11 protein-coding genes are annotated in these 19,762 nt (G+C 74.7%); all 11 read left to right on the forward strand.

The window, feature by feature from the left end:
- Nucleotides 1-103 precede the first annotated feature (103 nt).
- Entirely contained in the window at nucleotides 104-595 is a 492-nt protein-coding gene (locus IG86_RS0116095) for a cobalamin B12-binding domain-containing protein (RefSeq protein WP_045937063.1), read from the forward strand.
- 35 nt (nucleotides 596-630) lie between these two features.
- A complete protein-coding gene (locus tag IG86_RS0116100; protein ID WP_078905927.1) occupies nucleotides 631-2,085 on the forward strand; it encodes a methylaspartate mutase in 1,455 nt (484 codons plus the stop codon).
- Nucleotides 2,082-3,095, forward strand: a complete 1,014-nt coding sequence (locus IG86_RS0116105; protein ID WP_030828396.1) for an asparagine synthetase A — start codon at nucleotides 2,082-2,084, stop codon at nucleotides 3,093-3,095. The genes IG86_RS0116100 and IG86_RS0116105 overlap by 4 nt, the downstream gene beginning before the upstream one ends.
- Nucleotides 3,092-4,366 carry a glutamate synthase-related protein gene (locus tag IG86_RS0116110; RefSeq protein WP_030897395.1) on the forward strand — a complete coding sequence of 425 codons (1,275 nt, stop codon included), beginning with the start codon at nucleotides 3,092-3,094 and terminating at the stop codon, nucleotides 4,364-4,366. The genes IG86_RS0116105 and IG86_RS0116110 overlap by 4 nt, the downstream gene beginning before the upstream one ends.
- Nucleotides 4,367-4,574: 208 nt before the next feature.
- Nucleotides 4,575-9,359, forward strand: coding sequence for a non-ribosomal peptide synthetase (locus IG86_RS0116115; RefSeq protein ID WP_030897399.1), 4,785 nt, complete (start codon nucleotides 4,575-4,577; stop codon nucleotides 9,357-9,359).
- A 58-nt stretch (nucleotides 9,360-9,417) separates the two neighbouring features.
- On the forward strand, nucleotides 9,418-13,920 hold the full coding sequence (locus IG86_RS0116120; protein ID WP_078905912.1) for a non-ribosomal peptide synthetase: 4,503 nt from the start codon (nucleotides 9,418-9,420) through the stop codon (nucleotides 13,918-13,920).
- Between the two features lie 560 nt (nucleotides 13,921-14,480).
- Nucleotides 14,481-16,304 carry a non-ribosomal peptide synthetase gene (locus IG86_RS0116125; protein WP_030897405.1) on the forward strand — a complete coding sequence of 608 codons (1,824 nt, stop codon included), beginning with the start codon at nucleotides 14,481-14,483 and terminating at the stop codon, nucleotides 16,302-16,304.
- Nucleotides 16,301-17,164, forward strand: a complete 864-nt coding sequence (locus IG86_RS38770) for a thioesterase II family protein (RefSeq protein ID WP_234350602.1) — start codon at nucleotides 16,301-16,303, stop codon at nucleotides 17,162-17,164. The genes IG86_RS0116125 and IG86_RS38770 overlap by 4 nt, the downstream gene beginning before the upstream one ends.
- Nucleotides 17,164-18,393 (forward strand): cytochrome P450, encoded by a 1,230-nt coding sequence (locus IG86_RS0116135; RefSeq protein WP_078905913.1) that lies wholly within the window; start codon nucleotides 17,164-17,166, stop codon nucleotides 18,391-18,393. Before IG86_RS38770 ends, IG86_RS0116135 begins: the two co-directional genes overlap by 1 nt.
- A 118-nt stretch (nucleotides 18,394-18,511) precedes the next feature.
- Complete coding sequence (locus IG86_RS0116140) at nucleotides 18,512-18,724, forward strand: MbtH family protein (protein ID WP_030828415.1); 213 nt, start codon at nucleotides 18,512-18,514, stop codon at nucleotides 18,722-18,724.
- A gap of 8 nt (nucleotides 18,725-18,732) precedes the next feature.
- Nucleotides 18,733-19,731: a TauD/TfdA family dioxygenase gene (locus IG86_RS0116145; RefSeq protein ID WP_030897415.1), complete on the forward strand. Its 999-nt coding sequence runs from the start codon at nucleotides 18,733-18,735 to the stop codon at nucleotides 19,729-19,731.
- Nucleotides 19,732-19,762: the final 31 nt, after the last annotated feature.

The raw sequence follows: 19,762 nt of genomic DNA on the forward strand, positions 1-19,762 counted from the left end.
GTGAGCTGCCGGTCCGGTGACCGGAACCTTCCTAGCGTTCTGTCCACGGCCGGGCGGGCCCCGACCCCCGGACATCCACCTACCGACACAGAGGGTTTGCGCCGTGGAGCAGCATGCCGTGGAGCAGCACGGAAAGGCCGAGCCGACCGGCCTGGAGGTCGTCGTGACGACCATGGCCTCGGACTCGCACACCTGGAACCTGGTCTTCCTCCAGTTGCTGCTGGAGGAACTCGGACACCGGGTCACCAACCTGGGGGCGTGCGTGCCGGACGAGCTGCTGGTCGCCGAGTGCCGCCGCATCGAGCCGGACCTCATCGTCCTGAGCAGTGTCAACGGGCACGGCTTCAACGACGGAATGCGGGTGATCGAGGCGCTGCGCGCCCGCCCCGAACTGGCCCGCACGCCGACCGTGATCGGCGGGAAGCTCGGGATCTCCGGATCCGGCACGCCGGCCCGGCAGCGGGCGCTGCTGACCGCGGGCTTCGACGGCGTCTTCGAAGAGGGCGGCTCGGTGCTGGACTTCCAGTCCTTCGTCGGTTCGCTGCCCGCCGCCGCGTCGCGCACGCTGCCCGCCGGTTCCGGGGTGCTGCTGTGACCGGCCACGGGGGCGGGACGGGCGATGCTCCCGCCGTGCGACCGGGAGCCCCTGCCACGACCGGCACCTCTGCCGCCCCTGTCGCCTCTGGCGCCCCTGACGCCTCCGCACCGTCCGCCGTCCCGGCGTCCGGCTTCGGCGCCTTCGTCGCCCGGGCCCGCGCGGCCGGCGCCCTGGTCGTCCAGCCCCGGATGGGCATGGCCGATCCGCTGCGGATGCGTGACGGCCTGCGGGCCACCCGGGACGCGGACGCCGTCACCGTCGGCACCGTCACCCTCGACAGCTACACCCGCACCGGCGACCTCGAAGCCGCCCGGCGCGCACTCGCCGAGGGCGTCGGCCTGAACGGGTACCCGATCGCCACCCACCCCGCCGACACCACCCGCGCGGTCCTGCGCGGCATCGCGGACGCCCGCTTCCCGGTGCAGGTCCGCCACGGTTCGGCGATGCCCGAGCACATCGTCCGGGCGCTCCTCGCGGTCGGCTTGGACGCCACCGAGGGCGGCCCGGTCTCGTACTGCCTGCCGTACAGCCGTACGCCGCTGCGGGAGGCGGTCACCGCCTGGCAGCGCAGCTGCGAACTGCTGGCCTCCACCCGTGAGTACGGAGCCTCGCCCCACCTGGAGACCTTCGGCGGCTGCCTGATGGGCCAGCTCTGTCCGCCGAGTCTGCTGATCGCGGTCAGCGTGCTGGAGGCGCTGTTCTTCCGGCAGCACGGGCTGACCTCGGTCTCGCTCAGCTACGCCCAGCAGGCCGATCCGCGCCAGGACGAGGAGGCGCTCACCGTACTGGGGAGGCTGGCCGGCGAACTGCTGCCGGACGTCGACCACCACGTCGTGCTCTACGCCTACATGGGCGTCTTCCCGCGCTCGCCCGGCGGGGCCCGGCTGCTGCTGGAGGACGCGGCCCGGCTGGCGGTACGGGCCGGCGCGGCCCGGCTGATCGTCAAGACCACCGCCGAGGCGCACCGGATACCGACCGTGGGCGAGAACCTCCGGGCGCTGGAGACGGCGGCCGCGGCCGCCGCCGACGAACGCGCCCGCCCGGCGCTGACCGCCGGCGCGCCCGGCCCCTGCGCCGTCGACACCGGAATCGAGGCGGAGGCACGGGCACTGATCGGCGCCGTGCTGGAGCTGGACGCGGACGTCGGCCGGGCGCTGGTACGCGCCTTCGCCGCCGGCTACCTGGACGTCCCCTACTGCCTGCACCCCGACAACGCCGGCCGGGCCCGCACCTCGCTCGCGCCCGACGGCCGCCTGCTCTGGTCGAGCGTCGGCTCGATGCCGATCGCCGGAATCGCCGACGGCGGCGGCCCGCGTCCGCCGATCCTCGGTTCGGCCGGGCTGATCACGGCGCTCTCCCACGTCCAGCGCACCTACGACGACCGCGCCGCCGACCCGCCCCGCACGCCCCTGCCGCCGCCACCCACGCCCGTTCCGCCACGTACGACGTCCACGCCACGACGAGAGTTGGGACTGACCACACCATGACCACCGACGGGCCCACGGCCTCCGCCTCCGCTTCCGCGCCGATCCCGGACCCCGGGCGCCACCTGACCGCCCCGACCACCCGCAGCGCGCTCCGTATCCAGCACCAACTCCTCTTCTCGGCACGCGAGTTCCTGCGCGGCAACGGCTTCACCGAGCTGCTCCCGCCCATCATCGGGCCCGTCACCGACCCCGGCTCGCGCGGCTCCAAGCAGGTCGACGTCGACTTCTACGGACACCGCTACAAGCTGATGACGAGCGCCATCCTCTACAAGCAGGCCTCGCTGCTCGCCTTCGACAAGATCTTCTGCATCGCCCCCAACGTCCGGCTGGAGCCGCTGGAGACCGCCGGCACCAGCCGCCACCTGGCCGAGTTCCACCAGCTCGACGTGGAGATGGCGGGTGCCACCCGGGACGACGCCGTACGGCTCGTCGAGGAGCTGGTGGTCCACATGGTCGACAGCACGGTCCGTGAGCTGCCGAAAGAGTTCGCGGAACTCGGCCGGGACGTCGACGCCTTCACCGAACTGCTGAAGGGCTCCTTCGGCCGGATGCGGCACGCCGAGGCCGTCGCCGAACTCCAGGAGATCGGGCACCCGCAGAGCCCGGACGCCGAACTCGACTGGGACGGCGAGGCGTTGCTGTCCGCCCGGCGGGACCGCCCCTTCTTCGTCACCGACTACCCCAAGGGCTCACGCGGCTTCTACGACCGGGAGGACCCGGAAAACCCGGGCCTGCTGCGGAACTTCGACCTGATCGCCGCCGAGGGCTACGGCGAGCTGTGCAGCGGAAGCCAGCGCACCAACGACTACGCGGAGATCGTCACCCGGATGCGGGAGACCGGTGAGAACCCGCAGAAGTACCGCTGGTACCTCGACCTGGTCCGCGAGGGCGTGCCCGGCAGTGCCGGCTTCGGCATCGGCGTCGAGCGGCTGACCCGCTACGTCGCCGGGCTGGACGCGGTCTGGCAGGCCAGCGCCTTCCCGAAGCTCGCCGGGGTGGTGTCGCCGTGAGCGACCTCTCGGCCCCCGGCTTCCCCGAGGAGGAGGTCCGCCGGCGCGCCCGGGCCGGCGCGGCGGCGGCGTTCCCGCCGCCCGGCGAGTACGGAAGGGTCCTGTTCGGCGCGGAGCACGGCGGCGCCCGGTGGCCGGAGGGTGAGCACGACCCGCTCGACACCCTGCGGATCACCCCGCCGGTCCTCATGCCGCAGCGGCTCGCCCGGCTGATCGACCTCGGCCGCGAACCCGACTACCGCGACGTCGAACTCACCACCACCATCGGCGGGTTCACCTCCGCCCTGCCGGTTTACGTGTCGGCGCTCGGCTCCACCCGGGCGGCCGGCGGCGACCTCGGCCTCGCCCTCAGCCGGCAGGCGGGCGCGCTCGGCATCCCCATGGTGATCGGCGAGAACGTTGTCCCGGTGAACGGCTACGGCAGGCAGGGCGAGGCGGTCGACCGGGCACTGCTCGGCCGGCTGCGCGCCTACGCCGAGCAGCTCCCGGACGGGCGCGGCGGGGTCGCCGTGCAGCAGTCCACCGAGGACGCCGACGCCGAGGTGTGGAACCTCGTCTACACCGACCCGGCGGCGCTGCCGCTCCTCGAATCCGGGCGGCTCGCCTTCGAACTGAAGCTGGGGCAGGGGGCCAAACCGGGCCTCGGCGGGATGACCGTACTGGACGCGGACGCGGCCGCCCGGGTCGGCGACCGCTACGGGCTGGACGACGTGTTCGGCGACGGCCGGGTGCTGCGCTCCAGTACGCCCGGCACCTTCACGGCGGAGATCCTGCGCCAGCAGATCCGGCTGATGCGCAACAACTTCCCCCGGGCCCGGGTCTGGGTGAAGCTGCACCCCGGCCGGGACGTCGCCGAAGCCGCCCGGGTGGCCGCCGAGGCAGGGGCGGACGCCGTCACGGTCGACGGCGCCGAGGGCGGCACCGGCTGGGCGCCGGAGGCCTTCCCGGCCCAGGTCGGCCTGCCGCTCGCGGAGTGCCTGCGCCGGCTGGCGGCCGCCGGGCCGCCGCCGTGCCTGCTGGTCTCCGGACGGATGTGGGAGGGCGGCCGCGCGGTGAAGAGCCTGGCCCTCGGCGCCCGCGCGGTGGGTCTGGGCCGGGCGGCCCTGCTCGCCACGGCCGAGGACCCGCAGACCGGGCTGATCCGGTTCGCGGAGTGCCTCGCGCTCGAACTCCGGCTGTTGATCAGCGCCCTCGGGAAATATGCGCCGGCCGCGCTGGACCGGGACGACGTATGGGCGCCGTATTTCCCTGGAATTCCCGCCGCCGGATAAAATCGAACAGCCGAGAAGGTTTTTTCGCAGCCCGTCCAGGTGCCCTCGTGTGCCTCGACGGGCTGCCGTGTCTGCACGTCATCCGCATGATCGGAGCGGCAGTTGAAACTGCCGATCGCCTTCCGGGCAATCTGCCGATCGGCCCCGAATGCCGGGCCTATTGTCGAGACCACTACCCGCAGCGTCGTTAATTCATCGGGGTTGGATGATGGAATCTCGCGGTTTGCCCTTCATATCCGTAGCACGCCGGTTCCCGGACCGCCCGGCCCTGAGGCTGGGCGCCCGGACCGTCGCCTACCGGGAGCTGGACGAGCTGAGCGGCGCCCTCGCCGCCCGGATCGCCGCCCGGGTCGCGCCCGGCGCGACGGTGGCCGTCACCGGCAGGGACCGGCTCGACCACGTGGTCGGCCTGCTCGCCGCGCTCCGCGCCGGCGCCACCTACCTGCCGCTGGACCGGGAGGCTCCGCAGGAGCGCAACCGCTGGATCAGCGCCGACGCCGGCGCCGCCCTCGCCTACACCGACGGCGAACTCGTCCCCGCCGCGGACCCGGCCCCGGACCTTGCCACGGACCCGGAGCCGGGCCCGGCCGCGGGCCCGGACCGGCAGGGCCGCGAGTACGCCGCGGGCTACCTCGTCTACACCTCCGGCACCACCGGCCGCCCCAAGGGCGTGCGCGTTCCCCTCGCCGCGCTGACCGGCCACCTGGCCGCCGCCGTCGAGGCCTTCGGCCTCACCGAGGACGACGTGGTGCTGCACTTCGCCCGCCCGACCGTGGACGTGGCCGTCGAACAGGTACTCACCGCCCTCTCGGTCGGCGCCTGCATCGTCGTACCGCAGGAGCAACTCCTCGCCCCCGCGGCCCTGCTGGAGCTGCTGGACACCGAGCGGGTCACCGTGGCCAACCTCGCCGCCGGCTACTTCCAGGAGGTGGTGGCCGCCCTGCGCGAGGACGCCCGCCCGCCCCGCACCCTCCGCCTGATGATCTCCGGCAGCGACCGGCTCTACCCGGACGCCGCGGCCCGCTGGCGCGCCGCCACCGGTGTGCCGCTGCTCAACGCCTACGGGCCGACCGAGACCGTCGTCACCGCCACCGTCCACGAGCCGGCCGCCCCCGCCGCGGGCGAGGCCGACGCCGACACGGTCCCGATCGGCCACCCGCTCGGCGGCCGCCGCGCCTACGTGCTGGACGACCGGCTGCGGCCGGTGGCGGCCGGCGCCTCCGGTGAGCTGTACCTCGGCGGTCCCGTGCTGGCCTCCGGCTACCACGGCCGCCCGGGCCTGACCGCGGGCCGGTTCGTCGCGGACCCCTTCGCGCCGGAGCCGGGCGCCCGGATGTACCGCACCGGTGACGTGGTCCGCCGGTCCGCCACCCACGCCCCGCTGGAGTTCGTCGGCCGTACGGACCACCAGGTGAAGGTCCGCGGCTTCCGCGTCGAGCCCGGCGAGATCGAGCAGGTCCTGGCCGGACATCCCGGCGTCGCCGCGGCGGTCGTGGTGGCGTACGAGGGCCGCCTCGCCGCGTACGTGACCGGCTCCGGCACCGCCACCGGTGCTCCCGATCCCGCCGCGCTGCGCGTCCACCTGGCCGAGCGGCTCCCCGAGCACATGGTCCCCGCGACCGTCACCCCGCTGGACGCCTTCCCGCTGACCGCCGGCGGCAAGGTGGACCGGGCGGCGCTGCCCGAGCCCCAGGCCGGGCCCGCCGCGCCGGCCGCCGCCCGCCGTGCCCCGCGGACCCCCGCCGAACAGCTGATCGCCGCCGTCTGGGCCGACGTACTCGGGGTGTCCGAGGTCGGCGCCGACGACAACTTCTTCCACCTGGGCGGCGATTCGCTCACCGCCGTGCGCGTGGTCGGCCGCGTCTTCGACGTCTTCGGCATGATCTCCCCGTACACGATCTTCGACGCACCGACCCTGGCCGAGTTCGCCGCCGCGGTCACCGCGGCCTCGGACGACGGCGCGCGTCCGGCCCTGGTGCGGACCGGTGCCACCGAGGCGCCGCTCGCGAACTTCCAGCGCGGACTGTGGTTCCTGGACCAGTGGAACCCGGGCGCACCGACCTACATCGTGCCCTGGGTGTTCCGCTTCGCCGGGCCCGTCGACCCGGAGCTGCTCCGCCGGGCCCTGGCCGGCGTGGTCGACCGGCACGAAGCGCTGCGCACCACCTTCGAGCTGGGTGAGGACGGCCCCCGGCAGGTGGTCCACCCGTCCGTGGAAGTGCCGTTCACCGTCGAGGAGACCACCGCCGCCGCGCTGGACGACCTGCTCGCCGAGGCCGCGCTGGCGCCCTTCGACCTGGAGAGCGGCCCGCTGCTGCGCGCCCACCTCTACCGCACCGGCGGGACGTCCACCCTGCTGCTGCTGTGCCACCACATCGTCTGGGACGAGGGATCCCTTCCCGTCCTGGAGGCCGAACTGGCCGCCCTGTACGAGTCCCTGGCCACCGGCCGGCCCGCCGGCCTTCCCGAACTCGCGGTCCAGTACGCCGACTACAGCGCCTGGCAGCACCAGGACGGCACCGCCGAGCGGCAACTCGACCACTGGCGCGAACACCTGCGTGACGCATCCACCGAGCCCCCGCTCCCCACCGACCGGCCGCGCCCCGAACTCCAGGCCTTCCGCGGCGCGTTCCACCGGTTCGCGATGCCCCGCCCGGTCGCCGAGGCCGTCCGGGCACTGGCCCGCAGCGAGGACGCGACCCCGTTCATGGTGCTGCTCGCCGGGCTCGCGCTCACCCTCCAACGGCGGACCGGCCTGCGCGACCTGGTGCTCGGCTCTCCGGTGAGCGTCCGCGGCCGCTCCGAACTCGACGCTCTGATCGGCTACTTCGTCAACCTGCTGCCGCTGCGCGTCCGGATCGACGAGGGGGTGGACTTCCGCGACCTGGTCCGGCACGTCCGCGAGGTGGCCATCGACGGCTACCGCCACCAGGAGGCCCCCTTCGACGCCATCGCGGGCGCCGTCATGGAGGAGCGCCCCGACGACCGGACCGAGGACCGCAACCCGCTCTGCCAGGTGCTGCTGGAACTGCACCCGCTGGACGACCGCCCGCTGACCATCGGCGGCACCCCGGTCACCCGCGAGCTGCACTCCAACCCGGTATCCCGCTTCGACCTGTCGATCTCCGTCGACGACCGGGGCACCGACTTCACCGGCCGCTTCGAGTACGACTCCGACCTGTTCGACCCCGCCACCATGGCCGAACTGTGCGAGGCCTGGCTCGGCACCCTCGCCACCGCCGTCGAGGCGCCCGTGCACGCGCTGTTCGAGGACCGGGCCGCCCGTGCCCCGCACGCCCCCGCCCTGGTCTGCGGCGAGGACCGCCTCGACTACGGCACCCTGAACGAGCGCGCCAACCGCCTCGCCCACCACCTCGGGGCCCTGGGCGTCGGCCGCGGCGACACCGTCGCCGTCCTGGTCGAGCGCGGACCGGACCTGGTGGTCGCCCTGCTCGCCGCGCTGAAGGCCGGCGCCGCCTACACCCTGCTCGACCCGGACTTCCCCGCCGAGCGGCTGGCCGGCGCGGTCACCGACAGCGCCGCCGCCCTGCTGATCACCCACCGCGAGGCGAGCCCGCCGTTCCCCGTCGCCCGCCACCTCGACCTGGACGCCGCGGCCGCCGCCGTCGCGGCCCGCCCCGGCCACGACCCGGGCATCCCGGTCGCCGGCACCGACCTCGCCTGCGTGATGTTCACCTCCGGCTCCACCGGCCGCCCCAAGGGCGTCGCCGTCCCGCACCGCGCCCTCACCACCACCTACCTCGGCCAGGACTACGCCCGCTTCGGCCCCGACGAGGTCTGGCTGCAGTGCTCACCGGTCTCCTGGGACGCCTTCGCCCTGGAGCTGTACGGCGCGCTGGCCTTCGGCGGTGTGTGCGTGCTGCAGCCCGGCCAGCGGCCCGACCCGCAGGCCGTCGCCGAACTCACCCGCCGCCACGGCGTCACCCAACTCCAGCTCTCGGCGAGCCTGTTCAACTTCCTGCTGGAGGAGTTCCCGGAGACCTACGACGACCTCAGGGTCGCCTTCACCGCCGGCGAGCGGGCCTCCGTCACCCACGTCGGGAAGGCACTCGACCAGTACCCCGACCTGGTCGTCGCCAACGGCTACGGCCCGGTCGAGAGCCTCGGCCTCACCACCTGTCACCGCGCCACCCCCGAGGACGCCGCCGGCGCCTCCATCCCGATCGGCCACCCGCTGCACGGCAAGGCCGTCCACGTCCTCGACGAGCGGCTGCGGCCCGTCCCGGACGGCACCACCGGCGAGCTGTACGCGGCCGGCGGCGGGCTCGCCCTCGGCTACGTCGGCCGGCCCGGGCTGACCGCCGAGCGGTTCGTCGCGTCCCCGTTCGGCGCGCCCGGCGAACGCCTGTACCGCACCGGCGACCTCGGCCACCGGACGGCGCAGGGGGTACTGGAGATCACCGGCCGCATCGACGACCAGGTGAAGATCCGCGGCTTCCGCGTCGAACCCGGCGAGATCGAGGACGCGCTCACCCGCCACCCGTCCGTCGGCGAGGCCGCCGTCGGCGTCCACGAACCCGCACCCGGCGACCGGCGGCTCGCCGCGTACGTCACCGCCGCCGCCGGTGCGACACCGGCGCCCGACCCGGACGCGCTGCTCGACCACCTGGCCGGGCTGCTGCCCGAGCACATGGTGCCGGCCACGCTGGACGTGCTGGACGCGCTGCCGCTCAACCAGAACGGCAAGGTCGACCGCCGCGCGCTGCCCGCCCCGGCCGAGCGGTCCGCGGCAGCCCCGGCCGACCCGCTGACCCGCGACCAGCGGCTGGTCGCCGACGCCGTGCGACACGTCCTGAAGCTGGCCGAGGACCTGGGCCCGGACGCCGACTTCTTCCGGATCGGCGGCAACTCGCTGGCCGCCGTACGGGTCGCCATGCGGCTCTCCCAGGAGACCGGCACCCGGATCCCGCCGCAGGTGGTCTTCCGCGGCCGGACCGTCGGGGCCATCGCCGAACGGCTGGCCCCGCGATGACGCGACACGCAGCCCGCCCACCCGTCAGCCCGCCCGCCCGACCGAAGGGAACGAGGCCGTGAGCCCGTCCGCCGACCTGCCCGCCACCGCGACCGCCGACCCGGCTGCCGTGCCGCCCGCGGGCGTGCTCCGTACCGCCCCGGTCACGGGCCTGCAACGCGGCCTGTGGTTCCTCGACCGGTGGAACCCGCAGGCAGCCACCTACACCACCCCCTGGACGTACGACGTCACCGGACCGCTCGACCTCGTCCTGCTCCAGCGGGCGCTGGACGGCGTGACCGCCCGGCACGAGGCGCTGCGCACCACCTTCGCCCTGCACCCCGACGGCCCGCGCCAGCACGTCCACGCCGCCCTCGCCGTACCGCTCACCGTCACCGACCTGCGCGCACTGCCCGAAGACCGACGGGCCGACCGCGCCGAACAGCTGATCGCCGAACGCGCGGCCCGGCCGTTCGACCTGGCCACCGGGCCCCTGCTGCGCGCCGAGGCGTTCCGGCTCGCCGACGACCGCACCACGCTCCTGTTCGTGGTCCACCACATCGTCTGGGACGGCTGGTCGGCCGAGCTCTTCGACCACGAACTCACCGAGCTCTACCGCGCGTCCACCGAGCACCGGGCTCCCGTCCTGCCGGCGCTCACCACCCAGTACGCCGACTGGGCCGAAGAGGAACAGCACACCTCCTACGAGGAGCACCTCGCCCACTGGAAGCAGAGCCTCGACGGCGCCCCCACCCTGCTGGAACTGCCCGGCGACCGGCCCAGGCCCGCCGAGCGCAGCCAGCGCGGCGCCACCGAGCCGTTCGACCTCGCCCCCGGCACCGCCGCCCGGGTCCGGGAACTCGCCGAACACGAGGGCGTCACCCCGTACACCGTCCAACTCGCCGCCTTCGCACTGCTGATGGGCCGCTGGACCGGCAGCGACGACCTCCTCGTCGGCACCCCCGTCACCACCCGCAACCGTCCCGAACTCGCCGACCTGCTCGGCTACTTCGTCAACCTGCTGCCCCTGCGCGTCCGGCTCGCGCCCGACGCCACCTTCCGCGGGCTCCTCGCCGACCTCCAGGACGGCGCCTTCGACGCCTTCGGCTACCTCGACGTCCCCTTCGACCAGCTGGTCGACCTGCTCGGCACCACCCGCACCCCGCAACACCCGCCCCTGGTCCAGGTGGTTTTCGGCGCCCACACCGAGGACGCCACGCCGCTCGCGTTCGCCACCGGGGTCACCGCCCTGCGCGCCGTCCGCTCCAACGGCACCAGCAAGTTCGACCTCACCTGGTCCGTCTTCGAGGACACCGCCGACGGCGACCTGCGCGGCGAAGCCGAGTACAGCACCGACCTCTTCGACGCCGGCACCGTACGCCGCCTCGCCGCCGAATACGCCGGCCTGCTGGACGCCGCCCTCGCCGACCCGGACGCCACCGTGCTCCGGCTCACCTCGGCCGGGCGGCCGCACCGCCCCGCACGGCTCGACCCGGGCCACTGCCTGCACCACCTCTTCGAGCGCGCCGCCGACGCCCACGGGGACCGGCCCGCCGTGAGCGACCCGAACGGCACGATCGACCACGCCGAACTCGACCGCCGCGCCAACCGGCTGGCCCACACCCTCCTCGCCCGCGGCGTCCGCCCCGGCGACCGGGTCGGCCTGCTGCTGGAGCGCACCGCCGCCGTACCCGCCGCGATCCTGGCCGTGCTGAAGACCGGCGCCGCCTACGTACCGGTCGACCTGGCCGCCCCGGCCGACCGGGCGGCCCTGGTCTTCGGCGACACCGCCGTCACCCTGGTCCTCACCGACCGGCCCGACCGCGCCCCGGACGGCCCCTGGCAGACCCTCGACCTCGACGCCGACGCCGACGAGATCGCCGCCCACCCGGCCGTCCGGCCCCCCGCCGCCGGCCGCCCCGGCGACATCGCCTACCTCATCTTCACGTCGGGCTCCACCGGCCGCCCCAAGGGCGTCGCCGTCGCCCACGAACACGTCAGCCGCCTCCTCGACTCCGGCCGGGACCACTTCGGCTTCGGCCCGGACACCGTCTGGACCCTCTTCCACAGCTACGCCTTCGACTGGACGGTCTGGGAACTGTGGGGCGCCCTGCTGCACGGCGCCCGCCTGGTCGTCGTACCCCACCTCACCAGCCGCTCGCCCGACGAGTTCGCCGGCCTCCTCGACGAGGAACGGGTCACCCACCTCTGCCTCACCCCCTCGGCGCTGCGCCAGCTCGAACCGGCCCTGCGCCGCCGCCCCCGCGCCCTGCCCGCCCTACGGTGGATCATGCTCGGCGGGGAGGCGCTCGACCCCGGCGTGGTCCAGCGCTGGCACGACCTCGACCCGCTGCCGCCCGCCCGGCTCTGCAACCTCTACGGCATCACCGAGACCACCGTGCACGTCACGACGCACGACGTCGCCGAAGGCGGAGCGGGCTTCGAACGCAGCCTCGTCGGCGAACCCATGCCGCACCTCACCGCGCTCGTCCTCGACGACTGGCTGCGTCCCAGCCCGCCCGGCGTCCCCGGCGAGCTGTACATCGGCGGCGGCAGCCTCGCGCACGGCTACTGGGGCCGCCCCGGCCTCACCGCGGGCCGCTTCGTCGCCGACCCGTACGGGCCGCCCGGCGCCCGGTTCTACCGGACCGGCGACGTCGCCAGACGGCTGCCCGACGGCGGGCTGGAGTACGTCGGCCGGGCGGACTTCCAGGTGAAGCTGCGCGGCTTCCGGATCGAGCTCGGCGAGATCGAGAACGCCGTCGCCGCGCACCCCGAGGTGGACGCCTGCGTCGTCACCGTGCACGACGACCGGCTCGCCGCGTACGTCACCGGGACCCGCGGGGCGGAACCCGCCGACCTGCGGGCCTTCCTCGGCCGCTCGCTGCCCGAGTACATGATCCCGGCGAGCGTCACCGTGCTGGACGCGCTGCCGCTCACCGTCAACGGCAAGGTCGACCGGGTCGCGCTGCCCGACCCCGACCGGGCCGCGCCCGGCGCGGCCGGCCGGCACGTCGAGCCGCGCACACCGGAGGAGGAGCTGTTCGCCGGCGTCTGGACGGAGGTCCTCGGCGTCGGCGGGATCGGTGTCCACGACGACTTCTTCCACCTCGGCGGGGACTCCATCCGAGCCGTCCAGCTCGCCGGCGCCCTGCACGACCGCGGCTGGCAGGTCACCCTGCGGGACGTCTTCAACGCGCCGACCGTCGCCGAACTCCTGCCGCTGGCCCGGCCGGTGGCCGCCGACCCCGCCGCGGACCGCCCCTTCGCGCTGATCGCCGAGGAGGACCGGGCCGAGCTGCCGCCCGGGACCGTCGACGCCTACCCGATGGTCTCGATGCAGCTCTCCATGGTCTTCCACATGGAGGTCGCCGGCGGTACCGACAGCTACCACAACGTCAACTCCTACCGGATCACCGGCGACCTCGACGAGAGCGCACTGCGGCGCTCGGTCGAGGAGGCCATGGCCCGGCACGCCGTCCTGCGCACCGGCCTCGACCTGTCCGGCTACGGCGAACCGCTCCAGCTGGTGCACGGCACGCTGCCCGCGCCCGTCGAGTTCGCCGACCTGCGCGGAGCGACCGCCGGGGAACAGCACGACACGGTCCGCGCGGTCTTCGAACACCACCGGGACCGGCCCTTCGACCTCGCCGAACCGCCGCTGTTCCGGATCACCGTCCAGCGGCTGGCCGACGACGCCTTCCAGCTCACCATCTCCGAGCACCACGCCATCCTCGACGGCTGGAGCTTCACCTCACTGCTCACCGAGATCCTCGAACGGCACACCGCGCTCGCCGCCGACCCGGCCTCCGCGCCCACCCCGCCGCCGCGCACCGCGTTCCGGGACTTCGTCGCCGTGGAACGCGAGGCCGCCGCCGACCGGGACTCCCTGGCGTACTGGCGGAGCCGGCTCGACGGCGCCACCGGCCAGCTGTGGCCCGGCAGCGAGGACGTCCACGAACTGCCGCGCACGGTGGAGCGGGTGCTGCCGGACGCCCCCGGACAGCTGCGCGCGGTCGCCGACGCGCTCGGCGTGCCGGTCAAATCGGTCGCGCTCGCCGCCCACCTGCAAGCGCTGGCCCGGATCACCGGGCGCCGCCGGGTCACCACCGGGCTGGCGATGAACGGCCGGCTGGAACGGCTGGGCGGTACGGAGGTGTACGGGCTGTTCCTCAACACCGTGCCGCTGGTCGCGGAGCCGGACGAGGACGACCTGGCCGCGCTGGTACGGCACGTGCACCGGGAGGAGCTGGACATGATGCCGCACCGCCGGGTGCCCTTCGCCCGGCTGGCCCGGATGATGGCCGACACCGCGCTGGACAGCCAGTTCGGCTACCTGCGCTTCCATGCGCTGGGGCGGCTGAGCGCGGCTCGGATCGAGGACGGCCGGATCGGCTGCGAGCCGACGCTGCGGCACGAGCCGAACAGCTTCGCCTTCGGCGCCTCGCTGATCCAGGACCCGGTGTCGCACCGGGTGCTGCTGGCGGTGGACCACCAGCGGACGCTGGTCGACGACGCCACGGCGGACCGGTTCATCGACGCCTACACGGAGGCCCTGGCCCGCCTCGCGGCCACCACCTGACCGACTCGGGCGGCCGATACGGCGACCGAACCCGGCCTCCCGGCCCGGCCGGTTGCCTGCCGGCGCTCGGAGCCTTGGGAAGCCGACCGGGGCCGGACAGGGTGCAAGCCGAACCACCGGGCCGGGCACGGCCACCCCCCAACCGCGCCGGACCTGGAGGCACCGGACCCGTCCGGCAGGCCCGGGCGGAGCCCGCACCGCCCGCCAGGCTGCCGCCGGGGCCCCACAGGACCGGACCGGCTCCGCCCGGGCCCCCGCAGGCCGCCCCGCCGACGGCGGGTGGCGCGACCCCGACCACCAGAACGGGCGGTCCGGAGCCCGTCGCCCCGCCGGGATCGGACCCGGAACCGCCGGCCCGACCCGAACGGCCGTGCCGGGCACAGCCCGCCCCGTCGGTCCGGCCGGCTCCGTCCCCGCTGGGGCGACGCGTAGGGCCGGACCGGCTCCGGCGGGGAGACCGCGACGGCCGCCAGACGCCGGGCTGGTTCGGGCGGTGCCCCGGGCCCGCATTGCAGCGTGATCCATCCACTTCGTAGCACTCGACCAACGAGGAGTTCCGCATGACCACCTTTGCCGAGCCGTCCACCGCCGCCACCGCCGCCGCCACCGCCACCACCATCGCCACCGCCGACCTGCTGGCACGGCTGCGCGAGGTCGTCGGCGCTCATCCCGGGCGGGCCGCCGTGCACGCCGTGGACGGGAGCCTCGACTTCGCCGAGCTGGACCGGAGGTCCGCCGGCCTGGCCCGTGCTCTGCGGGGGGCCGGGGTGCGGCGGGGGGACCGGGTCGGGGTGCACCTCGCCCGGACCGCCGATCTGCCGGTCGCGCTGCTCGCCGCCTGGCGGGCCGGCGCCGCGTACGTGCCCCTCGACCCGGCCTACCCCGCCGAGCGGATCGCCTTCATGGCCGCCGACGCCCGTCTCGCCGCCGTCGTCAGCGCCGACGCCGAGCCCCCCGTACCGGCCGGCGTGCCGGTGCTCCGGCCCGGCGCCCACGCCGAGGAGGACAGGTCGGCCGAGTTCGCCCCGCACCCGCTCGACTCCGCCTACGTCATCTACACCTCCGGCTCCACCGGCCGCCCCAAGGGCGTGGAGGTCCCGCACGGCGCCGTGGCCGGACTCGCCGCCGCCCTGGAACTCAGCGGCGCCTACCGCCCGGAGCCCGCGGTCGTCGCCTGGAACGCCAGCGTCTCCTTCGACGCCTCCGTCCAGCAGTGGATCCGGATCTGCCGGGGCGACACGCTCGTGGTGATCGACGACACGCAGCGGGCCGAACCGGCCCGGCTCGTGCGGCTGCTCGCGGAACACGGCGTCACCGACCTCGACCTGACCCCCTCGCACTGGCAGCTGCTCCGCGAGCCGCTGGCCGGCGCCCGCGTCCCGCGCCTGTTCATGGGCGGCGAGCCGGTCCCCACCCGGACCTGGCGCGAGCTGGCCGACGCCGGGATCGACGCCCTCAACCTCTACGGGCCCACCGAGTGCACCGTCGACGCCGTCACCGCCCCGATCACCGGCCCCGGTCCGCACCTGGGCGAACCGCTGCCCGGCGTACGCGCACACCTGCTGGACGCCCGCCTCGCCCCCGTGACGGCGGCCGGCGCGGTCGGCGAGCTGTACCTGGCCGGGCCCGGCCTCGCACACGGCTACCCGGGCCACCCCGGCCTGACCGCGGGCCGGTTCATCGCCGACCCGTTCGCGCCGGAGCCGGGCGCCCGCATGTACCGCACCGGCGACCAGGCGCGCCGCTCCGCCGACGGCCTGCTGGAGTACGTCGGCCGGGTGGACCGCCAGGTCAAACTGCGCGGCTTCCGGATCGAGCTCGGCGAGGTCGAGCACGCGCTGGGCGCGCTCGCCGGCGTCACCGCTGCCGCGGTCACCCTGTACGAGGCCGCGCCCGGGGACCACCGCCTGGCCGGATACGTCAGCGGAGCGGCCGGCCGCCCCGCCGACCTGCTGTCCGAGCTGCGCCGTGCCCTGCCCGCCCACTTGGTGCCGTCCACCGTGACCGTCCTGGACGCCCTGCCGCTCACCCCGAACGGGAAGGTCGACCACGGCGCCCTGCCCGCCCCGGCGGCAACGCCGGCCGCGGCCGAACCGGCCGCGGCCGGCGGGGTGGACGAGCAGGTCGCCGAGGTCTGGCGCACCGTGCTCGGCGTGCCCGACGTCGAGCAGAGCGACGACTTCCTCTCCCTCGGCGGCCACTCGCTCGCCGCCCTGCGCGTCGTCCACCTGCTGCGCCGCAAGCTCAACGTCGAGCTCCAGCTCCGCGACCTGCTGGACGCCGCCGACCTGGCCGGCTTCACCGCCGCGGTCCGCCGCGCCGCCGCGGCCGGCCCGGCCGCCGCCCGCCCCACCCTCACCGCCCGCCGCGAGGCCGTCCGATGACCACCGCCACCCCTCCCGCCGCGCGGACCGCACGCCCCCGGGTCGAGGGGGACTGGCTGTTCGTCCCCGCACCCCAGGCCCACCGCCCCGTCAGGCTGTTCTGCTTCCCGCACGCGGGCGGCGACGCCACCGCCTACACCCCGCTCGCCCGCGCCCTGGCCCCCGTGGCCGAGGTCTGGGCACTGCGCCCGCCTGCCCGGGGCGGCCGCAGCCGGCACCCCATGCCGCCCGACTTCGACCACCTGGCGGCCGCCGTCACCGAGGCGCTGGCCCCGCACCTGACCGGCGGCGACGGCGGCCGGTTCGCCTTCTACGGGCAGAGCTTCGGCGCCCTGCTCGCCTACGAGGTCGCCCGCGCACTGCCCGCCGACCGCCGACCCGAACTGGTCGTCGCCGTGGGCGCGCCCAGCCCCGCCGAGTGGAGCGAGCGCGAGACCCGGGACCTGGACGCGTCCGAACTCCTCAGGCTCACCGGGCTGGAGGAGTCGGTCCGGGCCCATCCGGACCTGGTCGAGCTCGCCCTCGGCGCCATTCGCGCCGACCTCGCCGTCAGCGCCACCTACCGCCACCGTCCGCACGCGCCGATCGGCTCCGCGATCCACGCACTGGCCGGCGCCGACGACCCGATGCTCGCCACCACCGGCCTCACCGGCTGGGCCGCCCACACCCGCGGCGCCTTCGGCCACCGCGTCGTCCCCGGCGGACACCTGCTCGCCACCGTCGACCGGCCCGGACCGGCCGACCTCCTGACGTCCCTCCTGACCGCCGGCCCGACTTCCCGCCCGACTTCCCGGCCGAGTTCTCTCCCGGCGGACCGCCAGGTGCCCGCCGCACCCCACCACGCCTCCAGGGAGCAGTGATGCCGACCACCGCCACCGCCACCGCCACCACCGCCACCGCCGCCACCGCGACAGCCGGCACCGTAGACCTCACCGACCCCGACCTGTGGGCCCGCCCCGACACCCCCGACCTGATCGCCGAGCTGCGCCGCGAGGCACCCGTGCACCGCACCGAGACCGTCGACGACGGTCCGGTCTGGTCGGTGCTCACCTACCGGGAGTCGGCGGACGTACTGCGCAACGCGACCGTGTTCAGCTCGGAGTCCGGGTCGCTGCTCGGCGCGGGAGAGGGCAACGTACCGGTCGGATCGGGCCGGATGATGGCCCTCACCGACCCGCCCCGCCACCGCGAACTGCGCGCCCCCGCCAACCCGTTCTTCTCCAAGGGCGGGGTGCGCGGCGCCGCCCGCTCGATCACCGAACGGGCCGGCGAGCTCTTCGACCGGGCCGTCGAGCAGGGCGACGTGGACCTCGTCGACGTGGTCTCGGCCCTCCCGCTCGCGGTCATGTGCGACCTGCTGGACGTCCCCGAGAGGGACCGCGACATGGTGGTCCGGGTCTGCGACGTCGCCTTCCTCGGCCGCACCCCGGAGGAACGGCGCGCCGGGCATCAGAAGCTGATCCCCTACCTGATGCACCAGGTGATGCTGCGCCGCTCCGACCCGCGCGACGACCTGATCTCCATGATGGCCACGTACAAGGTCGGCGGCCGGCTCCTGCCGATCGAGGACGTCGTGCTCAACCTGGACAACATCGTGGTGGGCGGAGTCCAGACCGTCCGCCACACCGCCGCCATGGGTCTGCACACCCTCGTCCAGCGCCCCGACCTGTGGCGGAAGCTGCAACAGGGCGAGGTGTCCATGGACTCCGCCGTGGACGAACTCCTGCGCTGGACCTCGGTGGGGCTGCACACGCTGCGCACCGCCACCCGGGACATCGAGCTCGGCGGACGGCAGATCCGCCGCGGCGACCGGGTCGCGGTGTGGGTGTGGTCCGCCGACCGGGACCCGGAGGCCTTCGACCGGCCCGAGGAGATCCTGCTCGACCGCTCGCCCAACAAGCACCTCGCGCTCGGCCTCGGCGCGCACTACTGCATCGGCGCCCCGCTGGCCAAGGCCGAGCTGAGCGCGCTGTATTCGGCCGCGCTGGAGAAGGCCGCCGTCATCGAGCCGACCGGGCCCGTCACCTACAACCGCTCGATCATCAACTTCGGCCTGGACCACTTCCCCGTCCGCCTCACGGCCCGATAGGCGGTCCGGCGGTGACACAACTGCCGCTCAGCTGCCGGAGCTTGTGCCGCTCAGGCCGTTCCGGCGCCCATACCTTCGAATCGCACCCCAGAGCACCTCTCACTCTACGGAGACCACCATGAGCAACCCGTTCGAGGACGACAACTCCGGCTACCTGGTCCTGGTCAACGACGAGAACCAGCACTCGCTCTGGCCGGTCTGGATCGACGTGCCGGCCGGCTGGACCACCGTCCACGGCGAGGCCCCCCGCCAGGAGTGCCTCGACTGGATCGAGACCAACTGGACCGACATCCGCCCCGCGAGCCTGCTCGCCACCATCGACCAGCGGTGAGCGCCGCCATGCCGAACTGGGAGCTGAACCCCGGCCGCCCCGCCCTCACCCGCGTACCGGCCACCACCGACCTCGGCGAGGCGTGCGCCTGGCTGCGCGAGAACGAGACCGCGCTGACCGCCGCCCTGCACGAGCACGGCACGATCTTCCTGCGCGGACTGCCGGTGACACAGGCCGCCGACGTCGCCGCCGTCCGCGACGTGCTCATCCCCGAGCCCACCCCGTACCGGGAGAAGGCCACCCCGCGCAGCGACTTCGGCGACGGCGTCTTCTCGTCCACCGACCTGCCGCCCGCCCAGTCGATCCGGATGCACAACGAGAACAGCTACACCCTGACCTTCCCCGGCCGGCTGCTGTTCGCCTGCCTGACCGCCCCGGCGACGGGCGGCGCCACCCCCACCGCCGACGTCCGCAAGGTCCTCGCCGCCCTCCCCGACCACCTGGCCGGGCGGGGCCGGTCCTCCGGCTGGACGCTCACCCGCAACTACTCGGACTACATCTCGCTCGGCTGGCGCACGGCCTTCGGCACCGAGGACCGCGCCGACGTCGAGCGGTACTGCCGGGAGAACGGCATCGCCTGGGAGTGGCAGCCCGACGGCAACCTGCGTACCAGCCAGCTGCGTTCCGCCACGATCCACCACCCGCAGACCGGCGAGAAGGTCTGGTTCAACCACCTGGCCTTCTGGAACGAGTGGTCCCTCGACCCGGACATCCGCGAGGCGATGGTCGAGGAGTTCGGACCACAAGGCCTGCCGTTCAACACCGGCTTCGGCGACGGCGAACCGCTGTCCCGGGAGGACGTGGACGCCCTCAACGCCGCCTACGACGCCGCCACCGTCCGCGAGACCTGGCAGGTCGGCGACGTGATGCTGGTCGACAACGTGCTCTGCGCACACGGCCGCGACCCCTTCGGCGGCGACCGGAAGATCGCCGTCGCGATGGGCCGCCCCGTGGACCTCTCCGACTGCCGTCCCACGGTGCGCCCGACGACCGCAGTCCCCGCCTGACCATCCACGCCGTGACGTGAGCAGAGGAAGC

The sequence above is a fragment of the Streptomyces virginiae genome (assembly GCF_000720455.1).
GTDB lineage: Bacteria > Actinomycetota > Actinomycetes > Streptomycetales > Streptomycetaceae > Streptomyces > Streptomyces virginiae.

Bases quoted from the DNA above. Each gene is read 5' to 3' on its own strand.
- IG86_RS38770 (WP_234350602.1), top strand. From the start codon at position 16,301: ATGACCACCGCCACCCCTCCCGCCGCGCGGACCGCACGCCCCCGGGTC.
- IG86_RS0116125 (WP_030897405.1), top strand. From the start codon at position 14,481: ATGACCACCTTTGCCGAGCCGTCCACCGCCGCCACCGCCGCCGCCACC.
- IG86_RS0116140 (WP_030828415.1), top strand. From the start codon at position 18,512: ATGAGCAACCCGTTCGAGGACGACAACTCCGGCTACCTGGTCCTGGTC.
- IG86_RS0116115 (WP_030897399.1), top strand. From the start codon at position 4,575: ATGGAATCTCGCGGTTTGCCCTTCATATCCGTAGCACGCCGGTTCCCG.
- IG86_RS0116105 (WP_030828396.1), top strand. From the start codon at position 2,082: ATGACCACCGACGGGCCCACGGCCTCCGCCTCCGCTTCCGCGCCGATC.
- IG86_RS0116145 (WP_030897415.1), top strand. From the start codon at position 18,733: ATGCCGAACTGGGAGCTGAACCCCGGCCGCCCCGCCCTCACCCGCGTA.
- IG86_RS0116135 (WP_078905913.1), top strand. From the start codon at position 17,164: ATGCCGACCACCGCCACCGCCACCGCCACCACCGCCACCGCCGCCACC.